This window comes from Pseudomonas sivasensis, from assembly GCF_052938085.1.
In genome coordinates this window covers 2,039,566-2,064,957 of the sequence record NZ_CP176442.1, presented here as the reverse complement: position 1 = coordinate 2,064,957, position 25,392 = coordinate 2,039,566, and the positions used below count along the sequence as shown (strand labels likewise).

22 protein-coding genes and 3 pseudogenes are annotated in these 25,392 nt (G+C 60.2%); 8 read left to right on the top strand and 17 right to left on the bottom strand.

From position 1 onward, the window contains the following. A complete protein-coding gene (locus ACKZ62_RS09740; protein WP_095185604.1) occupies nt 1–1,332 on the top strand; it encodes an LLM class flavin-dependent oxidoreductase in 1,332 nt (443 codons plus the stop codon). Further along, the gene (locus tag ACKZ62_RS09735; protein WP_447096590.1) at nt 1,329–2,258 is read left to right on the top strand and encodes a sulfonate ABC transporter substrate-binding protein; all 930 of its coding nucleotides are present in this window, start codon (nt 1,329–1,331) and stop codon (nt 2,256–2,258) included. The genes ACKZ62_RS09740 and ACKZ62_RS09735 overlap by 4 nt, the downstream gene beginning before the upstream one ends. Before the next feature lie 453 nt (nt 2,259–2,711). Here the strand turns inward: ACKZ62_RS09735 and fecE are convergent, their stop codons facing one another. From fecE to ACKZ62_RS09665, 14 genes are all read right to left on the bottom strand, one after another. Then, entirely contained in the window at nt 2,712–3,503 is a 792-nt protein-coding gene (fecE, locus tag ACKZ62_RS09730) for a Fe(3+) dicitrate ABC transporter ATP-binding protein FecE (protein WP_447096589.1), read from the bottom strand. Nucleotides 3,504–3,507: 4 nt separating this feature from the next. Further along, complete coding sequence (locus tag ACKZ62_RS09725) at nt 3,508–4,476, bottom strand: iron chelate uptake ABC transporter family permease subunit (RefSeq protein ID WP_032886918.1); 969 nt, start codon at nt 4,474–4,476, stop codon at nt 3,508–3,510. After that, nucleotides 4,473–5,462 carry an iron-dicitrate ABC transporter permease FecC gene (fecC, locus tag ACKZ62_RS09720; RefSeq protein ID WP_447096588.1) on the bottom strand — a complete coding sequence of 330 codons (990 nt, stop codon included), beginning with the start codon at nt 5,460–5,462 and terminating at the stop codon, nt 4,473–4,475. The genes ACKZ62_RS09725 and fecC overlap by 4 nt, the downstream gene beginning before the upstream one ends. A gap of 2 nt (nt 5,463–5,464) precedes the next feature. Continuing rightward, nucleotides 5,465–6,385 (bottom strand): Fe(3+) dicitrate ABC transporter substrate-binding protein, encoded by a 921-nt coding sequence (locus ACKZ62_RS09715; protein ID WP_032886920.1) that lies wholly within the window; start codon nt 6,383–6,385, stop codon nt 5,465–5,467. Between the two features lie 138 nt (nt 6,386–6,523). Further along, the gene (locus ACKZ62_RS09710) at nt 6,524–8,929 is read right to left on the bottom strand and encodes a TonB-dependent receptor (protein ID WP_095185600.1); all 2,406 of its coding nucleotides are present in this window, start codon (nt 8,927–8,929) and stop codon (nt 6,524–6,526) included. Nucleotides 8,930–9,010: 81 nt separating this feature from the next. Next, on the bottom strand, nt 9,011–9,493 hold the full coding sequence (locus ACKZ62_RS09705) for an Lrp/AsnC family transcriptional regulator (RefSeq protein ID WP_032886925.1): 483 nt from the start codon (nt 9,491–9,493) through the stop codon (nt 9,011–9,013). A gap of 204 nt (nt 9,494–9,697) precedes the next feature. Then, the gene (locus tag ACKZ62_RS09700) at nt 9,698–11,308 is read right to left on the bottom strand and encodes a gamma-glutamyltransferase family protein (protein ID WP_095185599.1); all 1,611 of its coding nucleotides are present in this window, start codon (nt 11,306–11,308) and stop codon (nt 9,698–9,700) included. Nucleotides 11,309–11,331: 23 nt separating this feature from the next. Beyond that, the gene (locus ACKZ62_RS09695) at nt 11,332–12,111 is read right to left on the bottom strand and encodes an amino acid ABC transporter ATP-binding protein (protein WP_095185598.1); all 780 of its coding nucleotides are present in this window, start codon (nt 12,109–12,111) and stop codon (nt 11,332–11,334) included. Nucleotides 12,112–12,113: 2 nt separating this feature from the next. Further along, on the bottom strand, nt 12,114–12,890 hold the full coding sequence (locus ACKZ62_RS09690) for an amino acid ABC transporter permease (protein ID WP_181640348.1): 777 nt from the start codon (nt 12,888–12,890) through the stop codon (nt 12,114–12,116). A gap of 12 nt (nt 12,891–12,902) precedes the next feature. Then, entirely contained in the window at nt 12,903–13,709 is an 807-nt protein-coding gene (locus tag ACKZ62_RS09685) for an ABC transporter substrate-binding protein (RefSeq protein ID WP_032886935.1), read from the bottom strand. Between the two features lie 64 nt (nt 13,710–13,773). Beyond that, the gene (locus tag ACKZ62_RS09680; protein ID WP_032886938.1) at nt 13,774–14,442 is read right to left on the bottom strand and encodes a GntR family transcriptional regulator; all 669 of its coding nucleotides are present in this window, start codon (nt 14,440–14,442) and stop codon (nt 13,774–13,776) included. Between the two features lie 227 nt (nt 14,443–14,669). After that, nucleotides 14,670–15,110, bottom strand: coding sequence for a hypothetical protein (locus tag ACKZ62_RS09675; RefSeq protein WP_447096587.1), 441 nt, complete (start codon nt 15,108–15,110; stop codon nt 14,670–14,672). A gap of 57 nt (nt 15,111–15,167) precedes the next feature. Further along, on the bottom strand, nt 15,168–16,448 hold the full coding sequence (locus ACKZ62_RS09670) for a HAMP domain-containing sensor histidine kinase (protein ID WP_095185596.1): 1,281 nt from the start codon (nt 16,446–16,448) through the stop codon (nt 15,168–15,170). Continuing rightward, on the bottom strand, nt 16,445–17,128 hold the full coding sequence (locus ACKZ62_RS09665) for a response regulator transcription factor (protein WP_032886945.1): 684 nt from the start codon (nt 17,126–17,128) through the stop codon (nt 16,445–16,447). The genes ACKZ62_RS09670 and ACKZ62_RS09665 overlap by 4 nt, the downstream gene beginning before the upstream one ends. A 166-nt stretch (nt 17,129–17,294) precedes the next feature. Between ACKZ62_RS09665 and bamA the strand changes: the two genes are divergently transcribed. Further along, nucleotides 17,295–19,661 (top strand): outer membrane protein assembly factor BamA, encoded by a 2,367-nt coding sequence (bamA, locus tag ACKZ62_RS09660; RefSeq protein WP_447096586.1) that lies wholly within the window; start codon nt 17,295–17,297, stop codon nt 19,659–19,661. 138 nt (nt 19,662–19,799) lie between these two features. Then, nucleotides 19,800–20,126, top strand: a complete 327-nt coding sequence (locus ACKZ62_RS09655) for a DUF2388 domain-containing protein (RefSeq protein WP_447096585.1) — start codon at nt 19,800–19,802, stop codon at nt 20,124–20,126. Nucleotides 20,127–20,536: 410 nt separating this feature from the next. Here the strand turns inward: ACKZ62_RS09655 and ACKZ62_RS09650 are convergent. Beyond that, nucleotides 20,537–20,734: pseudogene (locus ACKZ62_RS09650) on the bottom strand (MFS transporter); the annotation flags it as partial. A gap of 184 nt (nt 20,735–20,918) precedes the next feature. Beyond that, the gene (locus ACKZ62_RS09645; RefSeq protein WP_447096584.1) at nt 20,919–21,842 is read right to left on the bottom strand and encodes a LysR family transcriptional regulator; all 924 of its coding nucleotides are present in this window, start codon (nt 21,840–21,842) and stop codon (nt 20,919–20,921) included. Between the two features lie 506 nt (nt 21,843–22,348). On the opposite strand from ACKZ62_RS09645, the gene ACKZ62_RS09640 reads away from it, so the two are divergent. Further along, nucleotides 22,349–23,725 (top strand): MFS family transporter, encoded by a 1,377-nt coding sequence (locus ACKZ62_RS09640; protein ID WP_032886952.1) that lies wholly within the window; start codon nt 22,349–22,351, stop codon nt 23,723–23,725. Between the two features lie 108 nt (nt 23,726–23,833). On the opposite strand, the pseudogene ACKZ62_RS09635 reads toward ACKZ62_RS09640, so the two are convergent. Then, nucleotides 23,834–23,929, bottom strand: a pseudogene (locus ACKZ62_RS09635) (alanine:cation symporter family protein); the annotation flags it as partial. Here ACKZ62_RS09635 and ACKZ62_RS09630 point away from each other — a divergent pair. From ACKZ62_RS09630 to ACKZ62_RS09620, 3 genes and pseudogenes are all read left to right on the top strand, one after another. Next, nucleotides 23,915–24,064 (top strand): annotated as a pseudogene (locus ACKZ62_RS09630) (aspartate transaminase); the annotation flags it as partial. The pseudogenes ACKZ62_RS09635 and ACKZ62_RS09630 overlap by 15 nt on opposite strands. Nucleotides 24,065–24,235: 171 nt before the next feature. Continuing rightward, nucleotides 24,236–24,775: a thiamine pyrophosphate-binding protein gene (locus tag ACKZ62_RS09625; RefSeq protein ID WP_003442221.1), complete on the top strand. Its 540-nt coding sequence runs from the start codon at nt 24,236–24,238 to the stop codon at nt 24,773–24,775. Beyond that, complete coding sequence (locus tag ACKZ62_RS09620; protein ID WP_032886955.1) at nt 24,763–25,359, top strand: thiamine pyrophosphate-dependent enzyme; 597 nt, start codon at nt 24,763–24,765, stop codon at nt 25,357–25,359. The genes ACKZ62_RS09625 and ACKZ62_RS09620 overlap by 13 nt, the downstream gene beginning before the upstream one ends. The last annotated feature ends 33 nt before the right edge of the window (nt 25,360–25,392 follow it).

Below are 25,392 nucleotides of genomic sequence, written 5' to 3'. Positions count from 1 at the left end.
ATGAGCCGTCAGCTGAAACTCGGCGCCTTTCTCATGGCCACCGGGCACCATGTGGCCGCGTGGCGCCATCCGGACGTACCGGCAAATGCCGGGCTGGATTTCGCCCAGTACAAACACTTGGCGCGCGTGGCCGAAGCGGCCAGGTTCGATGCACTGTTCGTAGCCGACAGCATTGCCGCGCCCACGGGCGAGATCGCCAGCCATATGGCGCGATCGGATCATTTCGAGCCGCTGACCCTGCTCTCGGCGTTGAGTGCGGTGACGGAGCATATCGGCCTGATTGCCACGGCGACCACCACCTACAACGAGCCCTACCATGTGGCGCGCAAATTCGCCTCGCTGGATCACCTGTCAGGGGGGCGGGCGGGTTGGAACCTGGTGACGTCGGACGCTGCTGCAGAGGCGCAAAATTTCGGCCGCGATGAACACGTGGGCCATGCCGAGCGCTACAGCCGCGCCCGCGAGTTTCATAAGGTGGTGACGGGCCTTTGGGACAGCTGGGAAGACGACGCCTTCGTGCGCGACAAAGCCAGCGGCACCTACTACGAGCCGACGAAGCGGCATGTGCTCGATCATGTGGGCGAACACTTCCGGGTCAAAGGCCCGCTGAACGTGGCGCGCTCGCCTCAAGGCCAGCCGGTGATCGTGCAGGCGGGCTCTTCGGAAACGGGCCGCGATTTGGCGGCACAGACCGCCGAGGTGGTGTTTACCGCACAGACTTCGCTGGCCAATGCCCAGGCATTTTATGCTGATCTCAAAGGGCGCCTGGACGGGTATGGACGTCAGCCGGATTCGCTGAAAATCATGCCCGGCGTGTTTGTGGTGGTCGGGCACACCGAGGCCGAGGCCCAGGCAAAATTCGAGGCATTCCAGGATCTAGTGGAGCCCGAAGTCGGCGTTGCCTTGCTGGGGCGCATGCTGGGCAATTTCGACCTGTCCGGGTACCCACTGGATGGGCCGTTGCCGGAGCTGCCATTGACCGATAGCGGGCAACGGAGCCGTCAGCAATTGCTCAGTGATTTGGCTCATCGCGAACAGTTGACCCTGGGACAGCTGGGCCGGCGCATTGCCGGTGGTCGCGGGCATTACAGTCTGATCGGCACGCCCGCGCAGATTGCCGATGAGCTGCAAAACTGGTTCGAAAACGGCGCGGCGGATGGTTTCAATATCCTGGTGCCTCATCTGCCCGGTGGGCTGGAGGATTTCGCCCAGTGGGTGGTGCCTGAACTGCAACGGCGCGGCCTGTTGCGCACCGAATACACCGGCACAACCTTGCGGGAAAACCTCGGTTTGGCGCGCCCGGAAAATCGCTTCAAGGAGACTCCGGCATGAAGATCCCGGCACTGTTGTTGGCCTTACTGATGACCCAAACCGCGTGGGCGGCCGAGCCGGACACCCTGCGCATCGGCTACCAGAAAGGCTCCATCGCCCTGGTCCTGGCCAAGGAACATGGCCTGTTGGAAAAACGCTTCCCGCAGACGGATGTGAAGTGGATCGAATTCCCCGCCGGCCCGCAGATGCTTGAAGCGCTCAACGTGGGCGCACTGGATGTGGGCTCCACCGGCGACATCCCGCCGCTGTTCGCCCAGGCGGCGGGCGCCGACTTGGTGTATATCGGCGCCGAGCCGCCCAAGCCCAGCGCCGAAACCATACTGGTGCGCAATGACAGCCCACTGCATTCGGTGGCGGATTTGAAAGGCAAGAAAGTTGCCTTCCAGAAAGGCTCCAGCTCCCACAACCTGATCCTGCGCGCGCTGAACAAAGCGGGCCTTAGCTACAAGGACATCCAGCCGGTGTACCTGCCGCCCGCCGATGCCCGCGCGGCGTTCGAACAAGGCAGCGTGGATGCCTGGGCGATCTGGGAGCCCTACTCGTCCCTCGCCTTGAGCCAGAGCCCCAGCCATGTGCTGGCCAATGGTGAAGGCTTGGGGTTGTCGGGACCGGTGTACACCGCGCGGCGTGAATATGCCCAGGCCAACGGTGGATTTATCCATGATCTGCTGGGTGAGTTGACCAACGCCGAAGCACTGACCCGCAGCCAGCGTGAGGACAGTGTGAAGGTACTGACAGCCTTCATGGGCCTGCCCGGTGACGTGATCGCCCGCTATATGGATAACCGCCCGCCATCGCCGATTTTGCCGATTGATGAGGGGATCATTCAGGCGCAGCAAGCGACGGCGGATTTGTTTTTCCAGAACCGGTTGTTGCCCAAGGCGATTGAGGTGAAGCAGGCCGTGTGGAAATCCGAAGTCCACTGAAATCAAAATGTGAGAGGGGGTTTGCTCCCGATGGCGGTGTGTCAGTCACTTGATGTTTTGACTGTTGCACCGCCATCGGGAGCAAGCCCCCTCCCACAGTTGATTGGATTCCAGTCCGGCAATGTGTTGATCGTGAATGCGTAAAGATAAAGCTAAGTAACTGCCCCCTTGGAGATCAACATGTGGGAGGGGGCTTGCTCCCGATGGCGGTGCGTCAGTTGGAACAGCTTGTACTGACTCAGCGCTATCGGGAGCAAGCCCCCTCCCACAGTTGAGTGGATTCCAGTCCGGTAATGTGTTGATCGTGAATGCGTAAAGATAAAGCTAAGTAACTGCCCCCCTGAAGATCAACATGTGGGAGGGGGCTTGCTCCCGATGGCGGTGCTTCAGTTGGAACAGCTTGTACTGACTCAGCGCCATCGGGAGCAAGCCCCCTCCCACATTTTTAACGCGTCAGGCTTGAGTGCGGGTGCTTTTTTCCACGACGCACATCGGGGTACCGGAAACCGGCTCATTGATGATCTGCACCTGCACCTCAAAGACCTCCCGCATCAACTGCGCACTGATCACCTGGCCCGGCGCGCCATCGGTGACCAGATGACCGCCGTGCATCACCGCCAAATGATCGGCATAGCGGCACGCCTGGTTGATGTCGTGGAGCACGGTGATCACGGTCTTGCCTTCGGCGGCCAGTTCGCACATCAAGTCCATGAGTTCGACCTGATGACTGATGTCGAGATAGGTCGTCGGTTCATCCAGCAATACCACCGGCGCGTTCTGCGCCAGCACCATCGCCAGCCACGCGCGTTGGCGTTGGCCACCGGACAGATCCGCCAGGGCGCGGTCGGCCAGGTTGTCCAGTTCCAGGCGCTGCAGGGCCTGGTTTACCTGGGATTGATCGCTGCCGCTGAGGCGTCCCCACAGTGAGTTGTGAGGACTGCGGCCGTAGGCAACCAACTGGCGCACGCTGACGCCTTCCGGCACCGGCAATACCTGGGGCAGAAACGCGATCTGCCGTGCCAGCTGGCGGGCGGACAAGGCGCTGTAAGGCTGGCCATCGAGCGTCAGTTCACCCTGCGTAGGTTTGAGAATGCGCGCAAAGGCCTTGAGCAACGTGGACTTGCCGCAGCCGTTGGGCCCGATCAGCGCGGTGACTTTTCCCACCGGTGGCGCAAACGAAAGCCCCTGCACGATGCGTGTGCCGCCGTAGCCGATATCAAGCTCGCGGGCCTGGAGAACACTCATGTCATCAACCCTTGAACCGTGCCAGCAACCAAAGAAAATACGGTGCGCCAATCACCGCCGTCAGCACCCCGGCGGGGATTTCGCTGGGCGCGATCAACGTGCGCCCGAGGGTATCGGCCAGCACCAGCAACAGCGCGCCGACCAGCATCGCCGCCGGCAGCAGGTACTGGTGATGCCCGCCCACCAGCCGTCGCGCCATGTGCGGCGCCACCAGACCGATAAAGCCAATCGGCCCGATCACGCCTACGCCCAGGCTGGTGAGCAGCACCGCGCAAGCCATCGCCAGCCAGCGCGTGCGACTCAATGCGGTCCCCAGGCTATGAGCCGCTTCATCACCGAGGGCGATCAGGTTCAGCGGTTTGGCCAGGCATAGCCCCAACGGGATCAGCAGCAGGAACGGCAACACCAGCGCCACATGGTGCCAGTTGCGGCTCCACAGGCTGCCGGTGAGCGCGAGCAGCGCGGTGTTGATATCCAGCGGATGGGACAGAATCAGAAACTCGGTGACGCTGGACAAGGTCACCGCAATCGCCACTCCGGACAGCGCGAAGCGCACACCGGAAAAACTCACGCCGGTGTTGTACAACGCCAGCAGCAAAGCGCCGCCGGCACCGCCCAGGCAGGCCACCAACGGCAGCCAGGCAATCGGCAGGTGCGGCCAACTGATGATCGCCACGGTCAGCGCCAACCCCGCGCCTTGGGTCACGCCGAGGATTTCCGGCGAGGCCAGCGGGTTGCGGATCACGCCTTGCACGATCGCACCGGCCAGGCCGAAGGCTGCGCCTGCGAGGATGGCGATCAGGCTGCGCGGCAGGCGGTGGTTCCACACTTCGAAGTCGAGGGCGTCATGGGCCAGCAGGCGATCGAAGACGGTCGCGGGCTTGAGCCACAACGTGCCGGCGCTGAGGCTGACGAAGGTCGCCAGCAGCAACAGGCCGAGCAGCAACCACAGGCGAAAACGTGGGCGGATCATAGGGCGCGCCTGGCAAGAAACAGAAAGAACGGTGCGCCGATCAGCGCAGTGACTACACCGGCCGGGGTTTCCACCGGAAAGGCCACGGCGCGGCTGAGCAGGTCGGCGCCGAGCACGATCACCGCGCCAAAAGCCGCACTCAGCGGGATCAGCCAGCGGTAATCATTGCCGAGAAACTGGCGCAGGATATTCGGCGCAATCAAGCCGACAAAACCAATCGGCCCCACCGCACAGACACTGGCGCCCACCAGCAACAGGCTGGCAATGAACACCTGCAAGCGCAGGCTGGCGATGCCCACGCCCAACGAGCGGGCGGCGTCTTCGCCAAGGTTGATCAGGTTCAGGCGTGGCGCACACCACAGCGCCCACAGGCCACCGATCAAGGTGCACGGCCACAGCAGTTGCACTTGGGCAGCGCCCACATTGGCGAGGGAGCCGGCCAGCCAGTTCAATACGCTTTGTGCCTGAGCCTCCACCAGAATCACCGTGAGCCGGGTCAAGGCAGCGCACAACGCCGCCACCGCCACGCCGGCCAATACCAAGCGACCTTGGGCCGTGGTCGGCGACCAGGCGCCACCGAGGCTGAACACCGTGACCCAGGCCAACGCGCCACCGATGCAGGTCATCAGCAAGGCGCCACCGGCAAACGGCGGTGCAACCAATCCTGTCGAAAACAACGCCAGCCCCAACGCCGCTCCCGCCGTCACGCCAAATAACGACGGCGAGGCCAGGCGGTTACGGGTGATGCCTTGCATCAGTGCCCCGGCAAGGCCCAGGCAAGCACCCACCAGCGCCGCACACACCGCGCGCGGCACCCGCAATTGGGCAACGATATAAGCCATATTGCCGCCGACAGCACCTTGATGAACCAAGCCATTCCAGGCATCTGTCGCAGTCAGGGTGAACGGTGACCAGCTGTACAACGACAACCAGAACAGCACGGCGCCGAGCAGCACAATGCCCGCCGCCGCGAGACTACGCGCCATGCTTATTGGCTCAGTACGGCGTTGCCGCCCTTGAGAATCGCCAAGGCGTCTTCGGCTATCTGCTCCGAAGCGAGCACGCCACGGTTGCGCGCCCAGCTGTCGCCATCCACTTCGGCCACGTGCTTGTTACGCACGGCACCGAGCACTTGCCAGAGTGGCTGCTTGCTCCACGTGTCGACGATGCTCGGGCGACGGTAATGGCCGACCAGCAACCAACCGGGGTCCAGGGCCAGCAGCTGTTCCAGGCTGACGAATTCGGTGGGGGCGGCATTGGCGCGCACCGAAGGCACTTTCAGGCCGATGGCTTGGAGCACGCTCCCGGCGTACGAATCCGGGCCGTGCACCGAAAAGCTGTCTTCGCGGGCGACACCGAACAGCACGCTGGCACCGGCGGGAATCTGTTGGGCAATTTTTGTCAGGTTCGCGCGGTTCTGGGCAATGCGCGCTTCCATCTGCGGGCTTTTGCCCAAGGCCTTACCGATCAGCTCGGCGGACTTGAGGCTGCCCTCATAGTCCTCACCGCGCGAAGGCAGCAACAAGGTTGGCGCGATGCTGGCCAAGTCGCTGTACAGCGCTTGATGGCGATTGAGGTCGGCGACGATCAAGTCCGGCTTGAGCCGGGCGATTTCCTCGATACTCGGCTGCGAACGCAGGCCCACTGACGTCCACTGGCCGATGGCCTGGCGCACACGGGGCAAGACGCGGTTGGCGTCGCCATCATCCGCTGCACCGACCGGGGTCACGTCAACGGCGGCGAGGCTATCGAGAAAGGAGAACTCCAGCACCACCACACGCTTGGGCGCATCGGGCAGATGCACAGCGTGCTGGCCGTCGTTGAGATCGATGGGGGCAGCACTTAACAGGCTTGAAGAGAACGCCAGCAGGCAGGCAGCAAGGATGGGGATGGAGCGCAACAGTTGCATGAAGGGACCTCGGCGTTAAAACACCCCGGCTGGACCGGCTGGGGAAAACGGCGGGTACTATTCCATATCAGCGCGGCGTGATCAAAAAACATTCTCATTTGTGGGAGGGGACTTGCCCCTCCCCCATTTGATCGGCGTCTAGAAGTCGACGGTGGCAGAGAGCAGATAGGTGCGCGGTGTCGACAGGGTCAGCCCCGGCTCGCTGTCATCCGACGCACCCGCCGAGCTCCAATAGCGTTTATCGGCGACGTTCTCCACATTTGCCCGCAGGGTGATGTGCTTGTCGTCGACCTTGAACCCATACCGGGCACCCACGTCGATACGGTTCCAGGCGTCGATTTCCTTGACGTTGGACTGGTCCAGGTACTGCGAGCTGGAGTGGATGCCACGGCTGGTCAGGGTCAGGCCTTCGAGCATCGGCACGTCCCACTCGGCGCCAACGTTGACGTTGTACTTGGGCGTGGCCGGCGCGCGGTTGCCGTCGTAGGTGCCATTGGTGGTGTCCTTGAGTTTGCTGTCGATGTACATCACGCCGCCGAGCAGGCGCACACCCTTGAGCGGCTCGCCGAACACACTCAGTTCCGCACCGGAGTTTTCGCGCTTGCCGTTAGGCCCGAACAGCCTCGACGTGGCGTTGGTCTCGTAGGCCGGTTGCTTGATGCGGAACACGGCGGCCGTCACGCCGAAAGCACCGGCGTCGTACTTGGCGCCCACTTCCACCTGGCGACTGACAAACGGCGGGAAGATCTCGTTTTCGTTGCGCGACGTGGACGGCGCGATCTTGCCTTGGCTCAAGCCTTCCATGTAGTTGGCGTACAGCGACAGTTTGTCGGTGGCCTTGAACAGCAAGCCACCGGATGGCGAGAGTTTTTCTTCGTCGTAGTTGGTTTTGCCTTTGACCCCATCGCTCCAGTCGTCGACTTTCACCCGCTGCCAGCGCGCGCCAAGGGTCAGCAACAAGCGGTCTTCGAAGAAGCCCAGGGTGTCAGACAGGGCCACGCCGCTGAAACGGTTTTCGGTGTAGACCTTCGCATCCTGGCGCGTGGCCGTAGACGGCGTCGGGGTTTGCACAGGGTTGTAGAGATTGCTCGTGCCTTCTGGATAACGCGCGCCACCGTTGGTGAAGTCCATATAGAAGTCGCTGAGTGCCAGGTTGACCTCATGGCTCACCGGCCCGGTATGGAACCAGTTGCGTACACCCGCCGTGGCCGTTCGCACGTTTTCATCACGGGTGAAATCCCGGGGCTGCACGCGGAAGTCACCGGCCGCATTGCTCACCGACACCGCATGGCGCAGGAACTCGTGATTACTTTTACGCGCGCCTACACCGCCGTAGAGCATCACCGAATCGCTCAGGTCATATTCGGCATTCACCGTACCGAAGGTGTCCTTGGTGCGGGCCTTGCTCCAGGATTGCGCGTAATTGCGGCGCACATCGTTGGCGCTCGGCACCGGCGCGGCGGCCGCTACCTGCACACGTTCCTGGGGCGCATCGGTATCCCGTTCGGTGCGGCCAATATCGGTGGACAACCGCAGGCGCTCGCCCCGGAAATCCAGGCCCAGCACGGCCATCTCGCGGTCGACACTCTGGTGATCCCATTCGGTGTCGCCGGACTGCTTCACGCCGTTGAAACGCAAGCCGAACTTGTTGTCCTCGCCAAAGCGCCGGCCCACGTCCACCGCGCCACCGGCTTGGCTATCAGAGGCCCAGGTGCCGGTAAACGAGGTGATGTCCTTGTCGGTGGCGCGCTTAGGCACCACGTTGATGCCGCCGCCCACACTGCCGCGCGGCGAGATGCCGTTGATCAGTTGGGTCGGGCCTTTGAAGATGTCGACGCGGTCGGCCATTTCCATGTCGATGGTGTAGGTCGGCAATACGCCATAGAGGCCGTTGTACGACACATCACTGTTGAACAGGCTGAAGCCACGAATGGTGAACTGCTCATAACGCCCACCGGCCGGGTTGGTGGCGCGTACCGAGGGGTCGCTGTTGATCAGGTCGCCGAGGGTGCGCGCCTGCTGATTCTTCACCGCATCGGCGGTGTAGGTGGTCATGCTGAACGGTGTTTCCATGAAGTCCCGCGTGCCTAGCAAACCTTGGGAACCACGGCGCGCCACTTGGCCACCGGCGTAAGTATCGCCGTCGTACAGGCCGGTGGTGCCGAGGATAGAGGTCGGCGCCAGTTCCAGGGTGCTGCCGTCCGGCGCCGGCACCAACATGTAGGCCTGCTCGCCCATGGGTTGCAGTTGCAGGCCGGAGCCTTGCAGCAAGCGCGCGAAGCCCTCCTCCACGCCGTACTCGCCGGATAAACCACTGCTGCTGCGCCCGCTGACCAGCGCGGGGTCCACTGACAGGTTGACGCCCGACAACCCGGCAAAACGGGTCAACGCTGCGCTCAGGCTGCCGGCAGGCACCTGATAGCTGCGACGCGCGGCGGCGTCTTCGGCAAAGCTTGTAGGCACAAACAATGGGCTGGCGCTGAGGCTCAGCATCAGGCTCAGTTTGAGCAACGGGCGCAAACGCAAGGGTAGGACTGCGGACATTGGAGGAAGCTCTCGATTTTGTTCACTTGCCTGGAATGACAGGCGAGGTGAAAAAAGGGGACAGGCTTCGAGAGTTATTTTTTAGCCAATGGGCACTTCCAGCCCTACCTTGACGCGATCCAGCGCCACCAATGTCTTGAACCACTTCACGTTGGGGTTCTCGGCGAACAGCCGGGCGGCGAGATCCTGGTATTCCTGCATGCTGGCAACGTTCAGCACCAGCACGAAATCCGCTTCGCCGGTGACGTAATAACACTGCTGCACCTGGGGCACGGAGAAGCTGGCCTTGGTCGTCGACAGCGCGTCGATGCTGGTACGTTCGACGGAAACCTCGGCAATGATGGTGATCGGCTTGCCGGCCTTCACCGGGTCCACCAGGGCCACATTCGCGATGATCACTCCACCCTCTTCCAAGCGCTTGATGCGGCGTTGCACGGCGGCGGTGGAGAGGTTGACCTTCTCGGCGAGAGTACGCAGGGGCAAGGCGTTGTCGCGCTGCACCAAGGCCAGGATGGACCAGTCGAAGCCGTCCAGGTCCAGCGTGTAAGAAGCGGGTTTGGCCATTCGGTGCGTGCTCGACGGGGTGAGAAATTTTATCGAAAACAGCCTCGATTCAGAGACCAATGACGACCAGGGCCTCAATACTATCCCAACTCCTTCAGCATGCAGAAATGGAGCGTCTCATGGGGTTTTTGATTCACCTGTCGCCGGTGTTTCCGGTGATGTCGAAGGGTTCCGTCGCCACGCAGCGGCCGGGCATGCTGCGCCTTACCACACCGCGATATGGGAATCCGCACGTGGTTCGGTGCCGCCACACAACACGCCGCTGACCGGGTCACGCAGGATAATCTGCCCGCGCCCGTAATCGGTCAGGTCGCTGTCGGTCTGCACGGTATGACCACGCCGCGCCAGTGCATTGACCAGGCCCCGCGAGGCGCCGTGTTCGATGCCAACCTTCATGTCACCCAGCCATTGCCAGCGCGGCGCATCCAGCGCGGCCTGGGGGTTGAGGCCGAAGTCCACCAGGTTCATCACCATCTGCACATGACCCTGGGGCTGCATATACCCCCCCATCACGCCGAACGGGCCGAGTGCCTCGCCGTCCTGGGTGAGGAAGCCGGGGATGATGGTGTGAAAGGTCTTCTTGCCCGGTGCCAGGTGGTTGGCATGGGCCGGGTCGAGGCTGAATTCCTGCCCACGGTTCTGCAGCGCAATGCCGCTGTCGGGCAACACAACGCCGGAGCCGAAGCCGTGGTAGTTGCTCTGGATAAACGAGACCATATTGCCTTCGGCGTCCGCCGTGGCCAGGTACACCGTGCCGCTGGCGTGGGGGTCGCCGGGTTTGGGCGGCTGCGCCTGCTCGCTGATCTGGTCACGGCGGCGGCGGCTGTAGTCGTCGCTGAGCAGGTCGGCCACCGCCACGCGCATGTGCGCGGGGTCGGTGATGTAGTGCAGCCCATCGCTGTAGGCAAGTTTCATCGCCTCCAGTTGGCGATGCCAGGTCTGCTGGCTGTCGCGGTGATCGAAGGTGAAGCCTTCGAGGATTTTCAGCGCCATCAACGCCACCAGGCCCTGGCCGCTGGGCGGAATTTCCCAGACATCCACGCCACGGTAGTTGATATGGATCGGCTCCACCCACTGCGCGCGGTAATCCTTGAGGTCGCTGGCGCGCAGGTAGCCCCCACTGGCGCGCGAGTGGGCGTCAAGACGCTCGGCCAGCGCGCCGCGATAGAGGCTTTCGCAGCAGGTAGCGGCCAGTTCTTCCAAGGTGCGGGCCTGGGCCGTGTTACGGAAGATCTCACCGGCGCGTGGCGCGCGACCGTCGATCAGGAAGGTATCGAACCACGCGTCCAGCACTTCGTCACGGTGCGGGCTGAATTCGTTCATGGAGATCTGCCATTGATGGGCGACCACCGGCGACAGCGCAAAGCCTTCCCGCGCCAAGGAAATCGCCGGTTGCAGCAACTCGGCGAACGGCAACTTGCCGAAGCGTTGCGACAACTCAGCCCACGCCGACGGGCAACCCGGTACCGTGACTGGGGTCCAGCCATACAGGGGCATCTGTTCATGCCCGGCGGCCTTGACCGCCTCAATACTCAAGGCCGCCGGCGCGTGGCCGTTGCCGTTCAGGCCGTGCAACTGGCCCTTGCACCAGACCAGGGCAAACGCATCGCCGCCCAGGCCGCAACCGGTGGGTTCTACCACCGTCAGGGCGGCGGCTGTGGCGATGGCGGCGTCGATGGCGTTGCCGCCTTTTTGCATGACTTCGATACCGGCCTGGGCGGCCAGGGGTTGCGACGCGGCGACCATGCCGCGACGGGCAAACACGCTCTGGCGTTGCGACGGATAGGGGTACTCGTGAGGAGAAAATTTCAACATGGCAAACGCTCTTCAAAAAAGGGTCATAACACGCGACTGAGAAAGGCCCGGGTACGCGGATGGCTGGGGTGGCTGAAGATCTGTTCCGGCGGCCCCTGCTCGATGAGCTCGCCCTGATCGAGCACCACCACGCGGTCGGCCACTTCACGGGCAAACCCCATTTCATGGGTGACCACCACCATGGTCATGCCCTCCTCCGCCAGTTCCTTCATCACCTGCAAGACTTCGCCGACGGTTTCCGGGTCGAGGGCACTGGTGGGTTCGTCGAACAACATGGCCTGGGGCTTCATCGCCAGCGCGCGGGCAATCGCTACCCTTTGCTGCTGGCCGCCGGAGAGCATTGACGGGTAATGGTTGGCTTTGTCGGCCAGGCCGACCCGCGCCAGCAAGCCGCGCGCCTGTTCCAGCGCCTGGGCACGCGGGGTGCCGAGCACCTGGATCGGCGCCTCGATGATATTTTCCAGCGCAGTCATATGGGGGAACAGGTTGAAGCGTTGGAACACCATGCCGATGTCCCGGCGCTGACGGGCGATGTTGCGCTCCGAATCGCGTACCAGGCTGCCGTCGCTGCGTTCGCGATAGCCCATGGCGCGGCCGTTGACACGAATGCGTCCGCCCTGGATATCTTCGAGCAGGTTGATGCAGCGGATAAAGGTGGTCTTGCCAGAGCCGGAGGCACCGATCAGCACCACCACTTCGCCCCGCCGCACTTGCAGAGAGATGCCCTTGAGAATCTGCAACTCGCCGAACGACTTCTGAACATCCAAAGCCTCAATGATCAGCTCTTCACTTTGGTGCGCCATGGTTAACGTCCCCTCAGCAATTTCAGGGTGCTGCGACCGAACATACGGCTGGCGGCCGGCGGTGGCGCGGAAGGTCGATCGGACTGGCCGAAGCGATTTTCGAGCCAGCGCTGGAAGAAGCCCCACAGGGTGGTCAGCGTCAGGAAATACAGGGCGACCACCAGGTACAGCTCGAACACGCGGAAGGTCGCCGAGGTGATCATCTGCGTGCTAAGCAATAGTTCCTGCACGCCGATCACGCTGACCAGGGTGGTGTTCTTGAGCATGACGTTGAACTCATTGCCCAACGGCGGCACGATCACGCGGAACGCCTGGGGCAGCACGATGCGCCGCATCAGTTTGGCAAAGCCCATACCCAGGGAACGCCCCGCTTCGTATTGGCCTTTGTCCACCGCGCCGATACCGGCGCGGATGATCTCGGCCATGTACGCACCTTCGTTGAGGCCCAGTGCGATGATGGCTGCCTGGATATTGCCGGGAACGATCAGGCCGAACAGCTCGATGTCTTCGAAGCGGAAAATCCCGCCAGCCGCCAGTGCGGTGTACAAAAACACGATCTGCACCAGCAACGGTGTGCCGCGCATCAACCACACGTAAAAGCGCACCGGCAGGTGCAGCAGCGGATTCTTCGACAGGCGCAACAGCGCCGCCGCCAAACCCAACGCACAGCCCAGCAGCATCGCCAATATGCTGATCAGGCAGGTCAGCCACAGCCCGGTGAGGTACACCCCACTGGGCTGGAGCAGGTACTGCCAGAACACATCCCAATTGAAATTCATCGTCGGTGCGCCTCAGTCGAGTGTGTCGCTGCTGACATGCCATTTGTTAAGCAATTGCACGTAGCTGCCGTCGCTGCGCATGTCGCTGATCACCTGCTGTACGGCGGCGGTGAGCTGCGGGTCGTCCTTGCGCATGCCCAGGCCGGTGAGGATGCGGCTGAACGCGGGCACACCTTCCTGGAACAGATCCGGGGCCATTGCGGCGTAGTAGCCGGCGGTTTCCACGGTGGTGCCGTATGCGTCGACCTGGCTGATGCGCAGGGCCTGAAAGGCATCGGTGTCGGTGTTGTAGACCACCAGTTTCATCGGCGGCTTGCCGGCCTTGGTCAGGCTTTCATTCTGGGTATCGAGCAGGGTCTTGATAGTGGATCCGTTGAGCACCGCGACCTTGTGCCCGGACAAGTCATCCAGGGTCTTGATGCCCTTGGGGTTGCCCTTGGGCACCACCACCGACTGGCTGGAATACATATAGTTGACGATGTCGATCACCTGGCGCCGCTCGGGTTTGTCGAACAGTTGGTCAACGATCATGTCGCACTGCTGGGCGAGCAACGCCGGCACCAGCCCGGAGAACGGAATCACCCGCCATTGCACGTGCTTATCGCCCAGGCGTTTGGCTATTTCCAGCCCCAGATCGACAGTGAGCCCGCGCGGTTGCTGGGTTTCGTCGAAGGACACCAGGGGCGGTGAATCCATCCCCGAGCAGTAGGTGAGTTTGTCGACTTTCTGCAGGCGCTCCGGCACCTGGGGCGCAGCAAAAGCCCATTGGGTACAGAGGCCGAGGGAGACAGCCATCAGCAAGGCACGGCGTTTATGCATGACCAGACACTCCAGTTCGTTAAGTAACGGGGGCAGGACTCAACGTCAACACACGACAGCTTTCTTATTGTTCGGATTGCAGGAATTGGATCAGGGCGGGCACGGTGCCTTCGATGTGTTCGCGCACCACCGCTTCAGCGCGTGCTCCATCACCGGCGCGGATCGCCTCAAGGATCACCGCGTGTTCCTGACGCGCGCTGAGGGGTTTTTCGCCGTGTTGCAACCACAAGCGCATGGGCGCCTCCACCAGCGAGTACAGCGCAGAGATCTGCTTCATCAGGCGCGGGCGACCGCTGAGGCTGCACAGGTATTCGTGGAAGGCACGATGACGGCTGACCCACACGGCGCTTTCATCGCGGTAGTCGTCCATCTCGTCGAGCAGGCGCTCCAGCGCGGCGAGTTGCCGCTCACCGATACGGCCCACCGCGACGCGCACCGCCAGACCTTCCAGGGCGCTGCGCATCTCGAACACTTCGTGCAGTTCATCGATATCCAGGCCGCTGACGATGGCGCCACGGTTGGGACGCAAGGTCACCAGGCCCTGGGCGTCCAGGCGACGGAACGCCTCGCGCACCGGCATGCGGCTCATGCCGATCTCGCTGGCGATATCCTCAGCAATCAGCCGGTCGCCCTTGTGGTAGCGGCCACCGCAGATGGCGTCGAGGAGGAACTTGTAGGCCTCCTCCTCGGCAGTGAGAGGCTGGCGATCAACGTAAGCGGGGGCGAACTGCATCGGCTGCACCTTTTGAATTTTTGTATCCAATTATCCACGGATACACAAATGCAGAATGCGTGCCAATCGTTCATTGGGTAAGCCAAGTGATTGATTTGGATGAAATAGGTCGCAAGTGCCTGACGGCATACGCAAAGACGGTGTAGGAATGTGCTACCAAATGGCTCAGAAAATGCCCCGTGCCGGGGCAGTGCGGTCGCCGGTAACAGCCACCTGCCCGAGCAGAATCAGAAGGATTCGGCCGAATAGATGATGGTTTGTGCGGTGTCCTGCGCAACGGTCTGACGGGTGAAGTAGGTGTCGCCTTCGTCAGTCAGGATCTCGTAGTCGACGTTGCAGGTGGCGCTGGCGTGCTTGATGATCTTCAGCACGCGCTGGAATTTCACGCTCTGCGTTCCGTTCTGGCTGGGTCCGGTGAGGACGCTGACACTTTGAAACCATCCGGCGTGCTGCTTGTTGCTCAACAGGGCGCCGGTCATTGCTTCAAAACGTTCGAGCCGGGTGAAACCCCATAAGGTCTGCTCCTGCACAGTCGCATCCGGCGTGGCCGCGCCGGTAAACACAAACAGATTGATCGCCGGGCTGTCTTCACAAAAGAAGTCATAGGGGACAAGGCCATCGACCATTTTCCTGCCGGGCACAAAGCCTTTTTTATGCACCTGAAACATCGCCACCTCCACTCAATCGATGGTGACCAGTCTAAAGAGGTGCGACGTACAGGGCGGTCAAGCCAATGTAATGTCGTGTAAAGATCGCGCGCTGTGCAGGTTGACCTCCACCGTCAGTCCCCCGGTCGGCTCGTTGCGCGCCACAATATTGCCGCCATGCATTTGCACTGCCCTGGCCGCAATGGCCAAGCCCAGGCCAAAGCCCACGCTGGCGTCCCCTGCACCGCGCTCAAACGGGTTAAAAATGCTACGCAGCCGGCGGTTTTCGACGCCCGGCCCCTGGTCGGTGATGTGCACGCAGAGGCGGTTCCCATCGCTACTGATCCGGGCCGACACCTGCACCGTGGTGCCAGGCCGTGTGTAGCGCACAGCGTTGCGGATCACGTTTTCGAAGCAGCGGTACAGCAATTCGCCGCTGACACAGGCAATAAATGGCGGGCATGCCCCAAGGTGCACGCGGCAACCTTTGATGCCGGCTTCGAATTGCGCATTCTCGACAATCATCCCCAGCAACTCGACGATGTCCACGGCGTCACGCTCAATGCTTTCGGGGCGCCCCTGCAGACGAGCCAGGGTGAGCAGCGCCTCGATCAGCGTGTCCATGCGCTCGGATTCGCGCTCGATGCGTTCGAGCATTTCCACGCGCGCCACATCCTGGCGCAACAACCCGATGGCGGCCTGTATGCGCGTGAGGGGTGAACGCAGCTCATGGGAGATATCGTGCAATAAGTGCTGCTGAGCCTCCACCAGCACCTTCAGCTGGTTGGCCATGCGGTCGCAGTCTTCGGCCAAGTCGACGATTTCATCTCGGCGCTTGCCCATGGCGGGCTTGACCCGGGTTTCAAAACGCCCTTGGGCCGCGTCGCTCATGGCCCGCTTAAGATGAGCCAGGGGCCAGGCCAGGTAATACGCCATATAACCGCTGAACAACGCACTCATCAGCGTACCGATAATCAGCGGGATCTGGCGCCAGGGTCTGCCGTGATCGTCGGGGGCATGGGTGGACTTGACCGACAGCGACAGCCCTTCCTTACTGATGATTGATCGCTCATAGACCGGGTTCAGCACCGTTGAACCGGCCACCAGGTGGCCCGCGCTGTCATACACCCCAATGGCCTCGTCCGAGGGATGCTCCCACACGTTAAGCAGTTGGGTGGCCGCTTCGACACCGAATTGCTCCAGCAGTCTTTCTTCGCTGGTAAGAATGGCTTCCACGTGCGGATCACCCGCGCGAAAACTGCCCAATTCAATCACGCCGACCCCCGCCAGGAACGTCAGGCTGGTGGCCAACCAGAACGCCAGGAACAGCTTCCAGAACAGCAGGCTGGGCTTGGTCATTCGGCAATCAACAGGTAGCCGAGGCCGCGCACGCTTTGAATCCACGCCTTGGCATCCGCGCGTGGCCCGAGTTTTTGCCGAATGCTGCTGATGTGCACGTCGATACGCCGGTCGTAGCGGGTCAACGGGCAACCCAAGGCGTTCAACGACAGGTCCTTTTTACTCACCACCTGCCCGGCACTGCGGGCGAGCTCTTCGAGCAGGCTGAACTCGGTGCTGGTCACGCCCAGCTCAACCCCTTTCCATATTGCCTGGCGCTTGCCCGGCCACAACACCAGCGAGCCGGTCTTGATCATCTCCGAAGTCGGCTGGCCGGCTGGCTGCACCCTGCGCATGATGGCGCGCAGGCGAGCGACCAGCTCACCGGGGGAGCTGGGCTTGGGTACATAATCATCGGCACCTAGTTCCAGGCCGGTGATGCGGTCGATGTTGTCGCCACGGGCGGTGAGCAAGACCACCGGCACCTGGCTGACGGCGCGAATGCGCCGGAGCACCTCGATCCCCGAGCGCTGGGGCAGCATGACGTCCAGCACCACAATGCTGTAGCGCCCCGACAACGCCTCTGCTTCACCCTCCTCGCCCGTGTGCACGGCGGTCGCAGCAAATCCTTCGCGCTCCAGGTATTGGCTCAGCATTCCAGTGAGTTCCTGGTCATCGTCGACTAACAGTACGGAGATCATCGCGAGCTCGTCAGTGGGTGGTCGCGCATTATTGGCCCTAGCGCGTTTTTGCAGGCCAACCTTTACCTAACTTGACATTCGGTTAACCGCACCAAACGCCGCACGCTCTTAAGCTGCCTGTTCACCCGTCCGGCTGCGCCGGCGCTGTATTCTGGAAAAGATCTTGATGAATTTTTCGCGCCTGCTCTGCTCGGTTGCGCTGCTGCTCAATGCCTCACTGGTGCTCGCCCAGGGTTTCAAAATCTCGGATATCCGAATCAACGGCCTGCAACGGGTCTCTGCTGGCAGTGTGTTCGGGGCATTGCCGCTGAACGTAGGCGATGAAGCGGATGACCGGCGCCTGGTGGACTCGACCCGCGCGCTGTTCAAGACCGGGTTCTTCCAGGACATTCAACTTAGCCGCGAAGGCGACGTGCTAATTATTAATGTAGTTGAGCGGCCTTCGGTTGCCAGTATCGAGTTCGAGGGTAACAAGGCGATCTCCACCGACGACCTGATGAAGGGCATGAAGCAGTCCGGCCTGGCTGAGGGCGAGATTTTCCAGCGAGCCACGCTGGAGGGCGTGCGCAACGAATTGCAGCGCCAATATGTTGCCCAGGGCCGCTACTCGGCCTCGGTCGACACTGAGGTCGTGCCCCAACCGCGCAATCGCGTGGGCGTGAAGATCAAGATAAATGAAGGCGAAGTGGCGTCGATCCAGCACATCAATGTGGTGGGCAATACAGCATTCCCGGATGAAGCACTGATCGACCAGTTCACGCTCAAGACCAGCAACTGGCTGTCATTTTTCAAGAACGACGATAAATACGCTCGGGAAAAACTCTCCGGCGACCTCGAACGGCTGCGCTCCTACTACCTGGACCGTGGGTATATCAACATGGATATCGCCTCGACCCAAGTCTCCATGACCCCGGACAAAAAACACGTGTATATCACCGTGAACATCCAGGAAGGCCAGAAATACAGGGTCCGTTCGGTGAAGCTGAGTGGTGAGCTGAAGGTGCCTGAGGATCAGGTCAATTCGCTGCTGCTGGTACAAAAGGGCCAGGTGTTTTCGCGCAAGTTGATGACCACCACTTCGGAGCTGATCACCCGTCGCCTGGGAAACGAGGGCTATACGTTCGCCAACGTCAACGGCGTTCCGCAGGTGCATGAGGAAGATCATACGGTTGACGTTACCTTCAGCGTCGACCCCGGCAAGCGGGCTTACGTCAATCGGATCAACTTCCGTGGCAACACCAAGACAGACGATAAGGTGCTGCGCCGTGAGATGCGCCAGATGGAAGGTGGCTGGGCGTCAACCTACTTAATCGACCAATCCAAAGTGCGCCTTGACCGTCTGGGCTTCTTCAAGGAAGTGAACGTGGAAACGCCGGCGGTGGCCGGTGTGGATGACCAACTGGACGTGAACTACGCCGTGGAAGAACAGGCGTCTGGATCGATTACCGCCAGTGTCGGCTTTGCCCAAAGTTCGGGCCTGATCCTCGGCGGCTCGATCAGCCAGAGCAACTTCCTGGGCACCGGTAATTACGCCAGCCTGGGGCTGACCCGCTCGTCGTACCAGAGCAAATACAACATCGGTTTTACCGACCCCTATTTCACTCCCGACGGCGTGAGCCTGGGCTACAACGCGTTCTACAGCAAGACTGACTACAACGACTACTACGATGATGGCGTTTCCTATTACGCAATCAATAGCTTTGGCCTTGGCACAACCCTGGGCTACCCGATCAACGAAACCTCTCGCCTGAGTTTTGGCCTCACGGCGCAACACGACAGCATTGAACCGGGCACCTACAGCGCAGACGAGATCTACGACTTCGTCGACCGCGAAGGCAAGGAGTTCACCAACTTCAAGGCCAACCTGGGCTGGTCGGAATCGACGCTGAATAAGGGTGTACTGGCCACCCGCGGACACTCACAGAACCTCAACGTGATGGTGACAGTGCCCGGCAGCGACCTGAGCTTCTACAAGATCGACTACTCGGGGCAGACCTTCCTGCCTATCACCAACAGCACGTCGCTGCGCTTCCATACCAAGCTTGGCTACGGCGGCGGCTATGGCTCGACCGATAGCCTGCCCTTCTACGAAACCTACACGGCAGGCGGCGAAGGTAGTGTGCGTGGTTTTGAAAGTGGCACCCTCGGCCCACGCAACACCCCGGCCACCGGCGCCTACTCCAGCGCCGGCCAGGCGTACTACACCGACCGCGACACCGAGGCTTTGGGCGGCAATATCCTGATAACCGGCGGGGCGGAATACCTGTTCCCGGTGCCGTTTATCAAAGACAACAAATCCGTACGGACCTCAGTGTTCTGGGATGTAGGCACGGTGTATTCGGACAAGTGCTACCTCAGCACCACCCAGGGCTGTGGCAGCGTGGATTTGAGCCAGATGGCCAGCTCGGTAGGCGTGGGCGTGACGTGGTACAGCCCTTTGGGGCCGCTGAGTGTGAACTTGGCGTATCCGATTCGAACGCCGGAGAATGCAGATAAGCAGGTGTTCCAGTTCTCCATGGGGCAAACGTTTTGATACGTGCGCGTTAGGCCTGATTGAGCTTCTCCTTCGCCGAGATGGATGCGCCGGATATGGGAAATTTTCCAGCCCAGCAAAATCACCGCGCCTGCGCTGCTACCCTGGGCTGATTAAACAAAAGGGGCGCGACGACGAATGGAATCATGGAAGGCAGCAATCATCGCAGGGCTGGCGTTATTTTCCACTCAAGCGATGGCAGGAGAGATCAAGAAACCCGGCGACCGCGCCATGTTCTGGACGACATCGGGGCCCACCTTCTTCAGCTCCTTCGCCAGTGATGTGACAAGTCATCCCAGCAAATATTTCGGCGCCGCCAAGGCCGATGCACTGGCGTTTATCGGTTCAGAGGGCGAGATCCGCGGCGCCCAGTTTGAGCAGGCTTCCAGGTACTATCGCTCGACCTACAGCCCACCTTTCATGCCTGATATGCAATTAGCACAGGTCATCGCCACAACGTACTGAGCGAAGCTCTCGGTATAACGCTAAGCGGTGATGGACGAGGTTTGCTGCCGAATAAGAAATTCAGGCATGAAAAAGCCCAAGTGTTTCCACTTGGGCTAAGTCATTGAATTATATGGTCGGGACGGAGTGATTCGAACACTCGACCCCTAGCACCCCATCTCCTTTTTCATACTTCTTGAAAGCTTCCAAAGCTTTACTCTGGATTTTTCCAAGCGAGTATTTACTTGAGCTCCAGCGCTGTTCTGCTCTAAGTGAGTCCAGTAACGTCCATCAAGAGCCGGCGTTTTTGTGGGGGGAAAAGTAGGGGGAGTCCGTTTCATCGCCAAAATCACCATAAAGGACTCGAGTCGCTGACCGCCAATGATGCCGGCCGGGATCCTCAGGAAGGATGGCAATCCGAGCCGTTCTTTTCATACCAGTCGAATGAGCAGCAAGACCAAGAGCACGTTCAATACGGCAAGCACACTCAGTCCCGCAAGCACACCGCCAGCGCCCAGGTCTGCAACGGGTAACCGCCTGCAAGGGGGGGTCAAGGCTTGTCCTATGAGCGAAGGCCGAGCCATGCGCCCCATCAGCAAAACATAATGGGTAGGCGACATGAGGGCCATCAGGAAGAACGAGCCTCCCCAGACCAGAACCTGCAGCATCCCCAAAATAAAATTGCCGAATACGCCAGGCAGTCGTGTTTGTTGATTCAAGACAATGTCATCAGTGGTGAGAAAAGCGGATAGCGTGAGTCGCTGAGCAATTACGTTTAAACGAACGATTCACCTAGCCAACGAATCCGTTGGCTCAAAGCATGTGCCCAGCCCAAATCTTACGATTGACCAGATCCGCAGCAATTTCGATGAAGGCATCCCCGACGAATTTGGCAGCCGGGCTGACACGCCTGTCGGCAGGGTAAACCTGAACAAGTTTGCGCATGGGAATGGGGTCAACCAAGGGGGCGGCGCTGAGCACGCCAGCTTCGATTTGGGCGTAAATCGATGCCAGTGGCAAAGCTGTCAAACCGAAGCCATTACGAACCAGGTCAATCATCGCGCCGAAGGAGTCAGCTTCAACGCTGGTTTTGAGCTTGATGCCGACTTCTCGCGCACAATTATCCAGAATCACGCGAAGACTGTGGCGGGCGCTTGGCAACACCAACTGCTGCTCGGCCAATGACTCGAATGACACCGGCACATCCAGGCGCAGCTTGGCACTGGCAGGTCCGACCAGCAGCAAGTTTTCCATCATTACCGGCACAATACGCAGTGTATGCAGGGGTTGGGGATCGTAAGAAATCGCCAGTTCCAATTCGCCACGCTGAACCCAATCCAGCAGATAACCGCTGAAGGCCGAGGAAAATCTGACGGCAAGATTCGGATGCGCGTCTTTGATTTTGCGCACTAAAGGAACGGTGACAATTTCCGCTACCGTCGGCGTCGTACCGATGACGACCGTTCCCCGAAAAGAGGTCTTTCCGCCCACCACCGAACTTCGAATGGATTCCATTTCCTCCATGATTCGAGTGGCATGCGCCAGCACCTCGCGACCAGCATCGGTAATCTCCATGCCTCGTCCATGTCGATCAAACAGGTAGGTGCCGAGTTCTTTTTCCAGCATTCGAATTTGTCGGCTGAGTGCCGGTTGTGCGATGTGAAGCCGGTCTGAGGCCTTGCTGAGACTGCCTAGCTCGGCCACGTGAATCAAGGTTTTGAGTTGAACGACATCCATTACCAGGCCAGTCAAAGTCGGGCTCGGCGCGAAATGCGTCGAAAGTAGTCTGAGTGTAAACGCATTAGCGTTTCCTGGAATGCCACAGGGCCCACGTCGCATGGGGCCTAATGGCTTTCTAGCCGGCTGTATCCCCCAGCCCGTAGGGGCTGCAAGACAAGCTATAGAATTTCGGTATATCAGTTAGACCTGGCTGACGGCTTATTACCCTCGTCACTCTGCGGTAGCGTGCAATCAACGTCGACGCCAAGAGCGATCGACTGACTACAAGAATAAGATTCGAGGGCTTGCCGCCATGATTTACTACCTTTCTCGTTACCTGACCGACCCGCCTTATACAGTCAGCGCACAGCTGACCTCTCATATACACCCCCCCGCTTCATGTGCCTTGGTCGTCGAAGGGTCACAGCACTTGCGTTAAGCACATCAACCCATCGAGCTAGCAACGTCGGACGCGCATCAGCGTGGGCCTCGTATCGTCTCGCCTTGAAACAAGGGTGAACAGAATGTCTGCATCAACCAGCGACTCAACACGCCACACTGAAAAGTCCGATCAGATGAAAAGTCCGAATCGTGTCAGAGCCATCATGGGTGCCTGCTCGGGCAATCTGGTGGAGTGGTACGACTTTTTCATTTACGCCTATACCGCCATCTATTTTGCGAGCTCGTTTTTCCCCAAAGGCGACACCACCAGTCAGTTGCTCGCAACCGCCGGTGTCTTCGCCGTCGGCTTTTTCATGCGGCCGCTCGGCGGTTGGATTTTTGGCTGGATTGCTGATACCCGCGGCCGCAAGGTATCGATGATTATCTCGGTGTTCATGATGTGCGCCGGTTCCTTGTTGATTGCCGTCATGCCGACCTATGAAACCATCGGTGTGGCGGCGCCAGTTTTGCTTGTCGTTGCCAGGCTGATTCAGGGGCTGTCAGTCGGCGCGGAGTACGGCACCGGCGCGACCTACATCAGTGAAATCGCGACACCTGGGCGTCGTTGTTTCTATGGATCATTCCAGTACTTCACCATCATCGCAGGCCAACTCCTCGCCCTGATGACCGTGGTCATACTTCAACAAACCCTTACCGGCGAGGAATTGCGGGAATGGGGCTGGAGAATTCCTTTTTTCATCGGCGCCTTTAGTTCTATCGTAGTCGTGTATTTGCGTCGCGCGATGCATGAAACCGCCACAAAAAAAGAAATGAACCGCAAAGATGCCGGCTCGCTAAGTGGCATGTTCAAACACAAACGCGCAGTGGCACTGGTGGTCGCGTTTACCATTGGCGGTTCACTTTACTTCTACACCTTCACCACCTACATGCAGAAATTTCTGGTGATCTCTGCGGGGTTTAGTCCGGAAACGGTGAGTTTCATCATGACGGCCGCCCTGGTCGGTTTCATGTTTTGTCAGCCACTCTTTGGTCTGCTCGCTGACCGAATCGGAATCAAGGTCCATATGTTGTTGTTTTCCGGGTTGGCCATGCTACTGGTGATCCCCCTGCTCTATTCACTGCAATCAGTCAGTAGTCCATTTACAGCGTTCCTGCTGGTATTTGGCGGCCTGGCAATCGCGTCGCTCTACACCCCGATTGCCGGTATCGTCAAAGCTGAACTGTTCCCGCCAGCGGTACGTGCATTGGGTGTGGGCTTTCCTTATGCCGTCGGCAACGCGGCGTTCGGTGGCACCGCCGAATACGTCGCCTTGTCGCTTCGGTCGCAGGGTATTGAGGAGTATTTCTTCTTCTACGTCGCGGCCGTAGTAACCATCACGTTCATCGCAGCGATGCTAATGCCCAACCTGTCCCGCTATGGTTACATCAGCGGCTCGGGTGAGATCGAAGAACGCACCGGACTGAGGGGCTGCATCAAATCGCAGGCTGCAAGGATCTGAGGCACTGACGATTACCGTGGTTTTTTGAAAGGGCCCATGGGCCCTTTTAAAATCATTGGATAGCGAATACCTATGCTACTTGTGATGAATGCTCTTGATGAACCGTGGTTACCTTTCCCGGTTTGGCCATGCCTGCAAATCCAGATCAAGATCCTTGAACTGACTTGAGTCGAAGACGGGCGTCTTGATGCCGGCCGAGTACTGCACACCGACGAAGATGTCGCGCATGGCAGCGCCTTTGGCCTTGTTCCTTACATTCGTATTGCCTACGCCCTGGATGACGCTTCATTGCGCCGGGCTTGCGAGGCGATCCGTACGTTCTGCACCTCTCTGCATTAATCATTTCCCTTCCCATAATGCGTGGTTATCGCCGTTGCCCAACAGGCCACGCATTCCCCCCCTGCTATACAAAATGGGCATATCTCAAAGACAAAAACGGTAGTCGTCCTTCTCCTCCATCCCTCCCAGAATGGGTGAAAACACAAAAGCAGCACTGCTTGGGAGATTGGCATGTCAACAGAAGCTGAACACACCGTGGGACAGGATTGGCAAGAGGACGTGTTCCGCGTGCTCAAGGCCCACGACGTCAAACACGTGGTCTTCGTACCGGATGCAGGCCACTCGGCGGCGATCCGTATGTCGTATGCAGACCCGGACATCAAGGCTGTTGTCCTCACCACCGAGGAAGAAGGCATCGGCTATCTCGCCGGCGCATGGCTTGGCGGCGAACGCGGTGCCCTCCTGATGCAGTCCAGCGGAGTCGGTAACTGCATCAACACTCTGGCACTTCAAGTCTGTGCCGGCTTCCCGCTGTTGATGGTGGTCACCATGCGCGGCGACTGGGCCGAATTCAACGCGTGGCAGAACCCGATGGGCCAGGCCACAGAAGCCTCCCTGAACCTGATGAAAGTGATGACCTGGCGCGCGGACGTCCCGGAAGACGTCGCCCCGCTGCTGCACGGTGCCGCGACCATGGCCTTCAACGGTGATTCGTCCACTGCCCTGCTGCTCGGCCAGCGCCTGATTGGAGAAAAGAAATGGGTCAAGTAAGCGCAAACCACACTCTGTGCCGCCGCGAAGTGGTCAAGGCCTTACTGGCCGACCGCAAAGACGTGCTGGTCGTGACGGGGCTGGGCTCTGCGTCCTATGACGTGATGGCAGCCGGTGACAACGATCTGAATTATTACCTCTGGGCCGCCATGGGCAGCGCAATCACTGTGGGCCTTGGCCTGGCGAATGCGCAGCCAAACAAATCGGTGGTGGTGGTCACCGGTGACGGCGAGTTGCTCATGGGATTCGGCGCACTGGCCACGGTGGCACTGCAGAAGCCTGCCAACCTGACCATCGCTGTGCTGGATAACGGTCACTTTGGTGAAACCGGCATGCAAGTCAGCCACGCCGGTTTTGGTATTTCCCTGAATCAGGTCGCAAAGACTTGCGGCTTCAGCTGGACCGATGAAATCCGTGACATGGAAGGCGTACATAACTTGCGCGAGCGCTTTGCAACTCGCGATGGCGTCAAGCTTGCGACGATCAAAATCAAGGCGGAAAACCCGCCACGGGTGCTGCCACCACGTGATGGTCACTACATCAAGAATCGCTTTCGTGCCGCCCTGGGTTTCAACCCGATCTGATTGCCTTTTGCCCGGTCCCGGTCACGCAGGGCA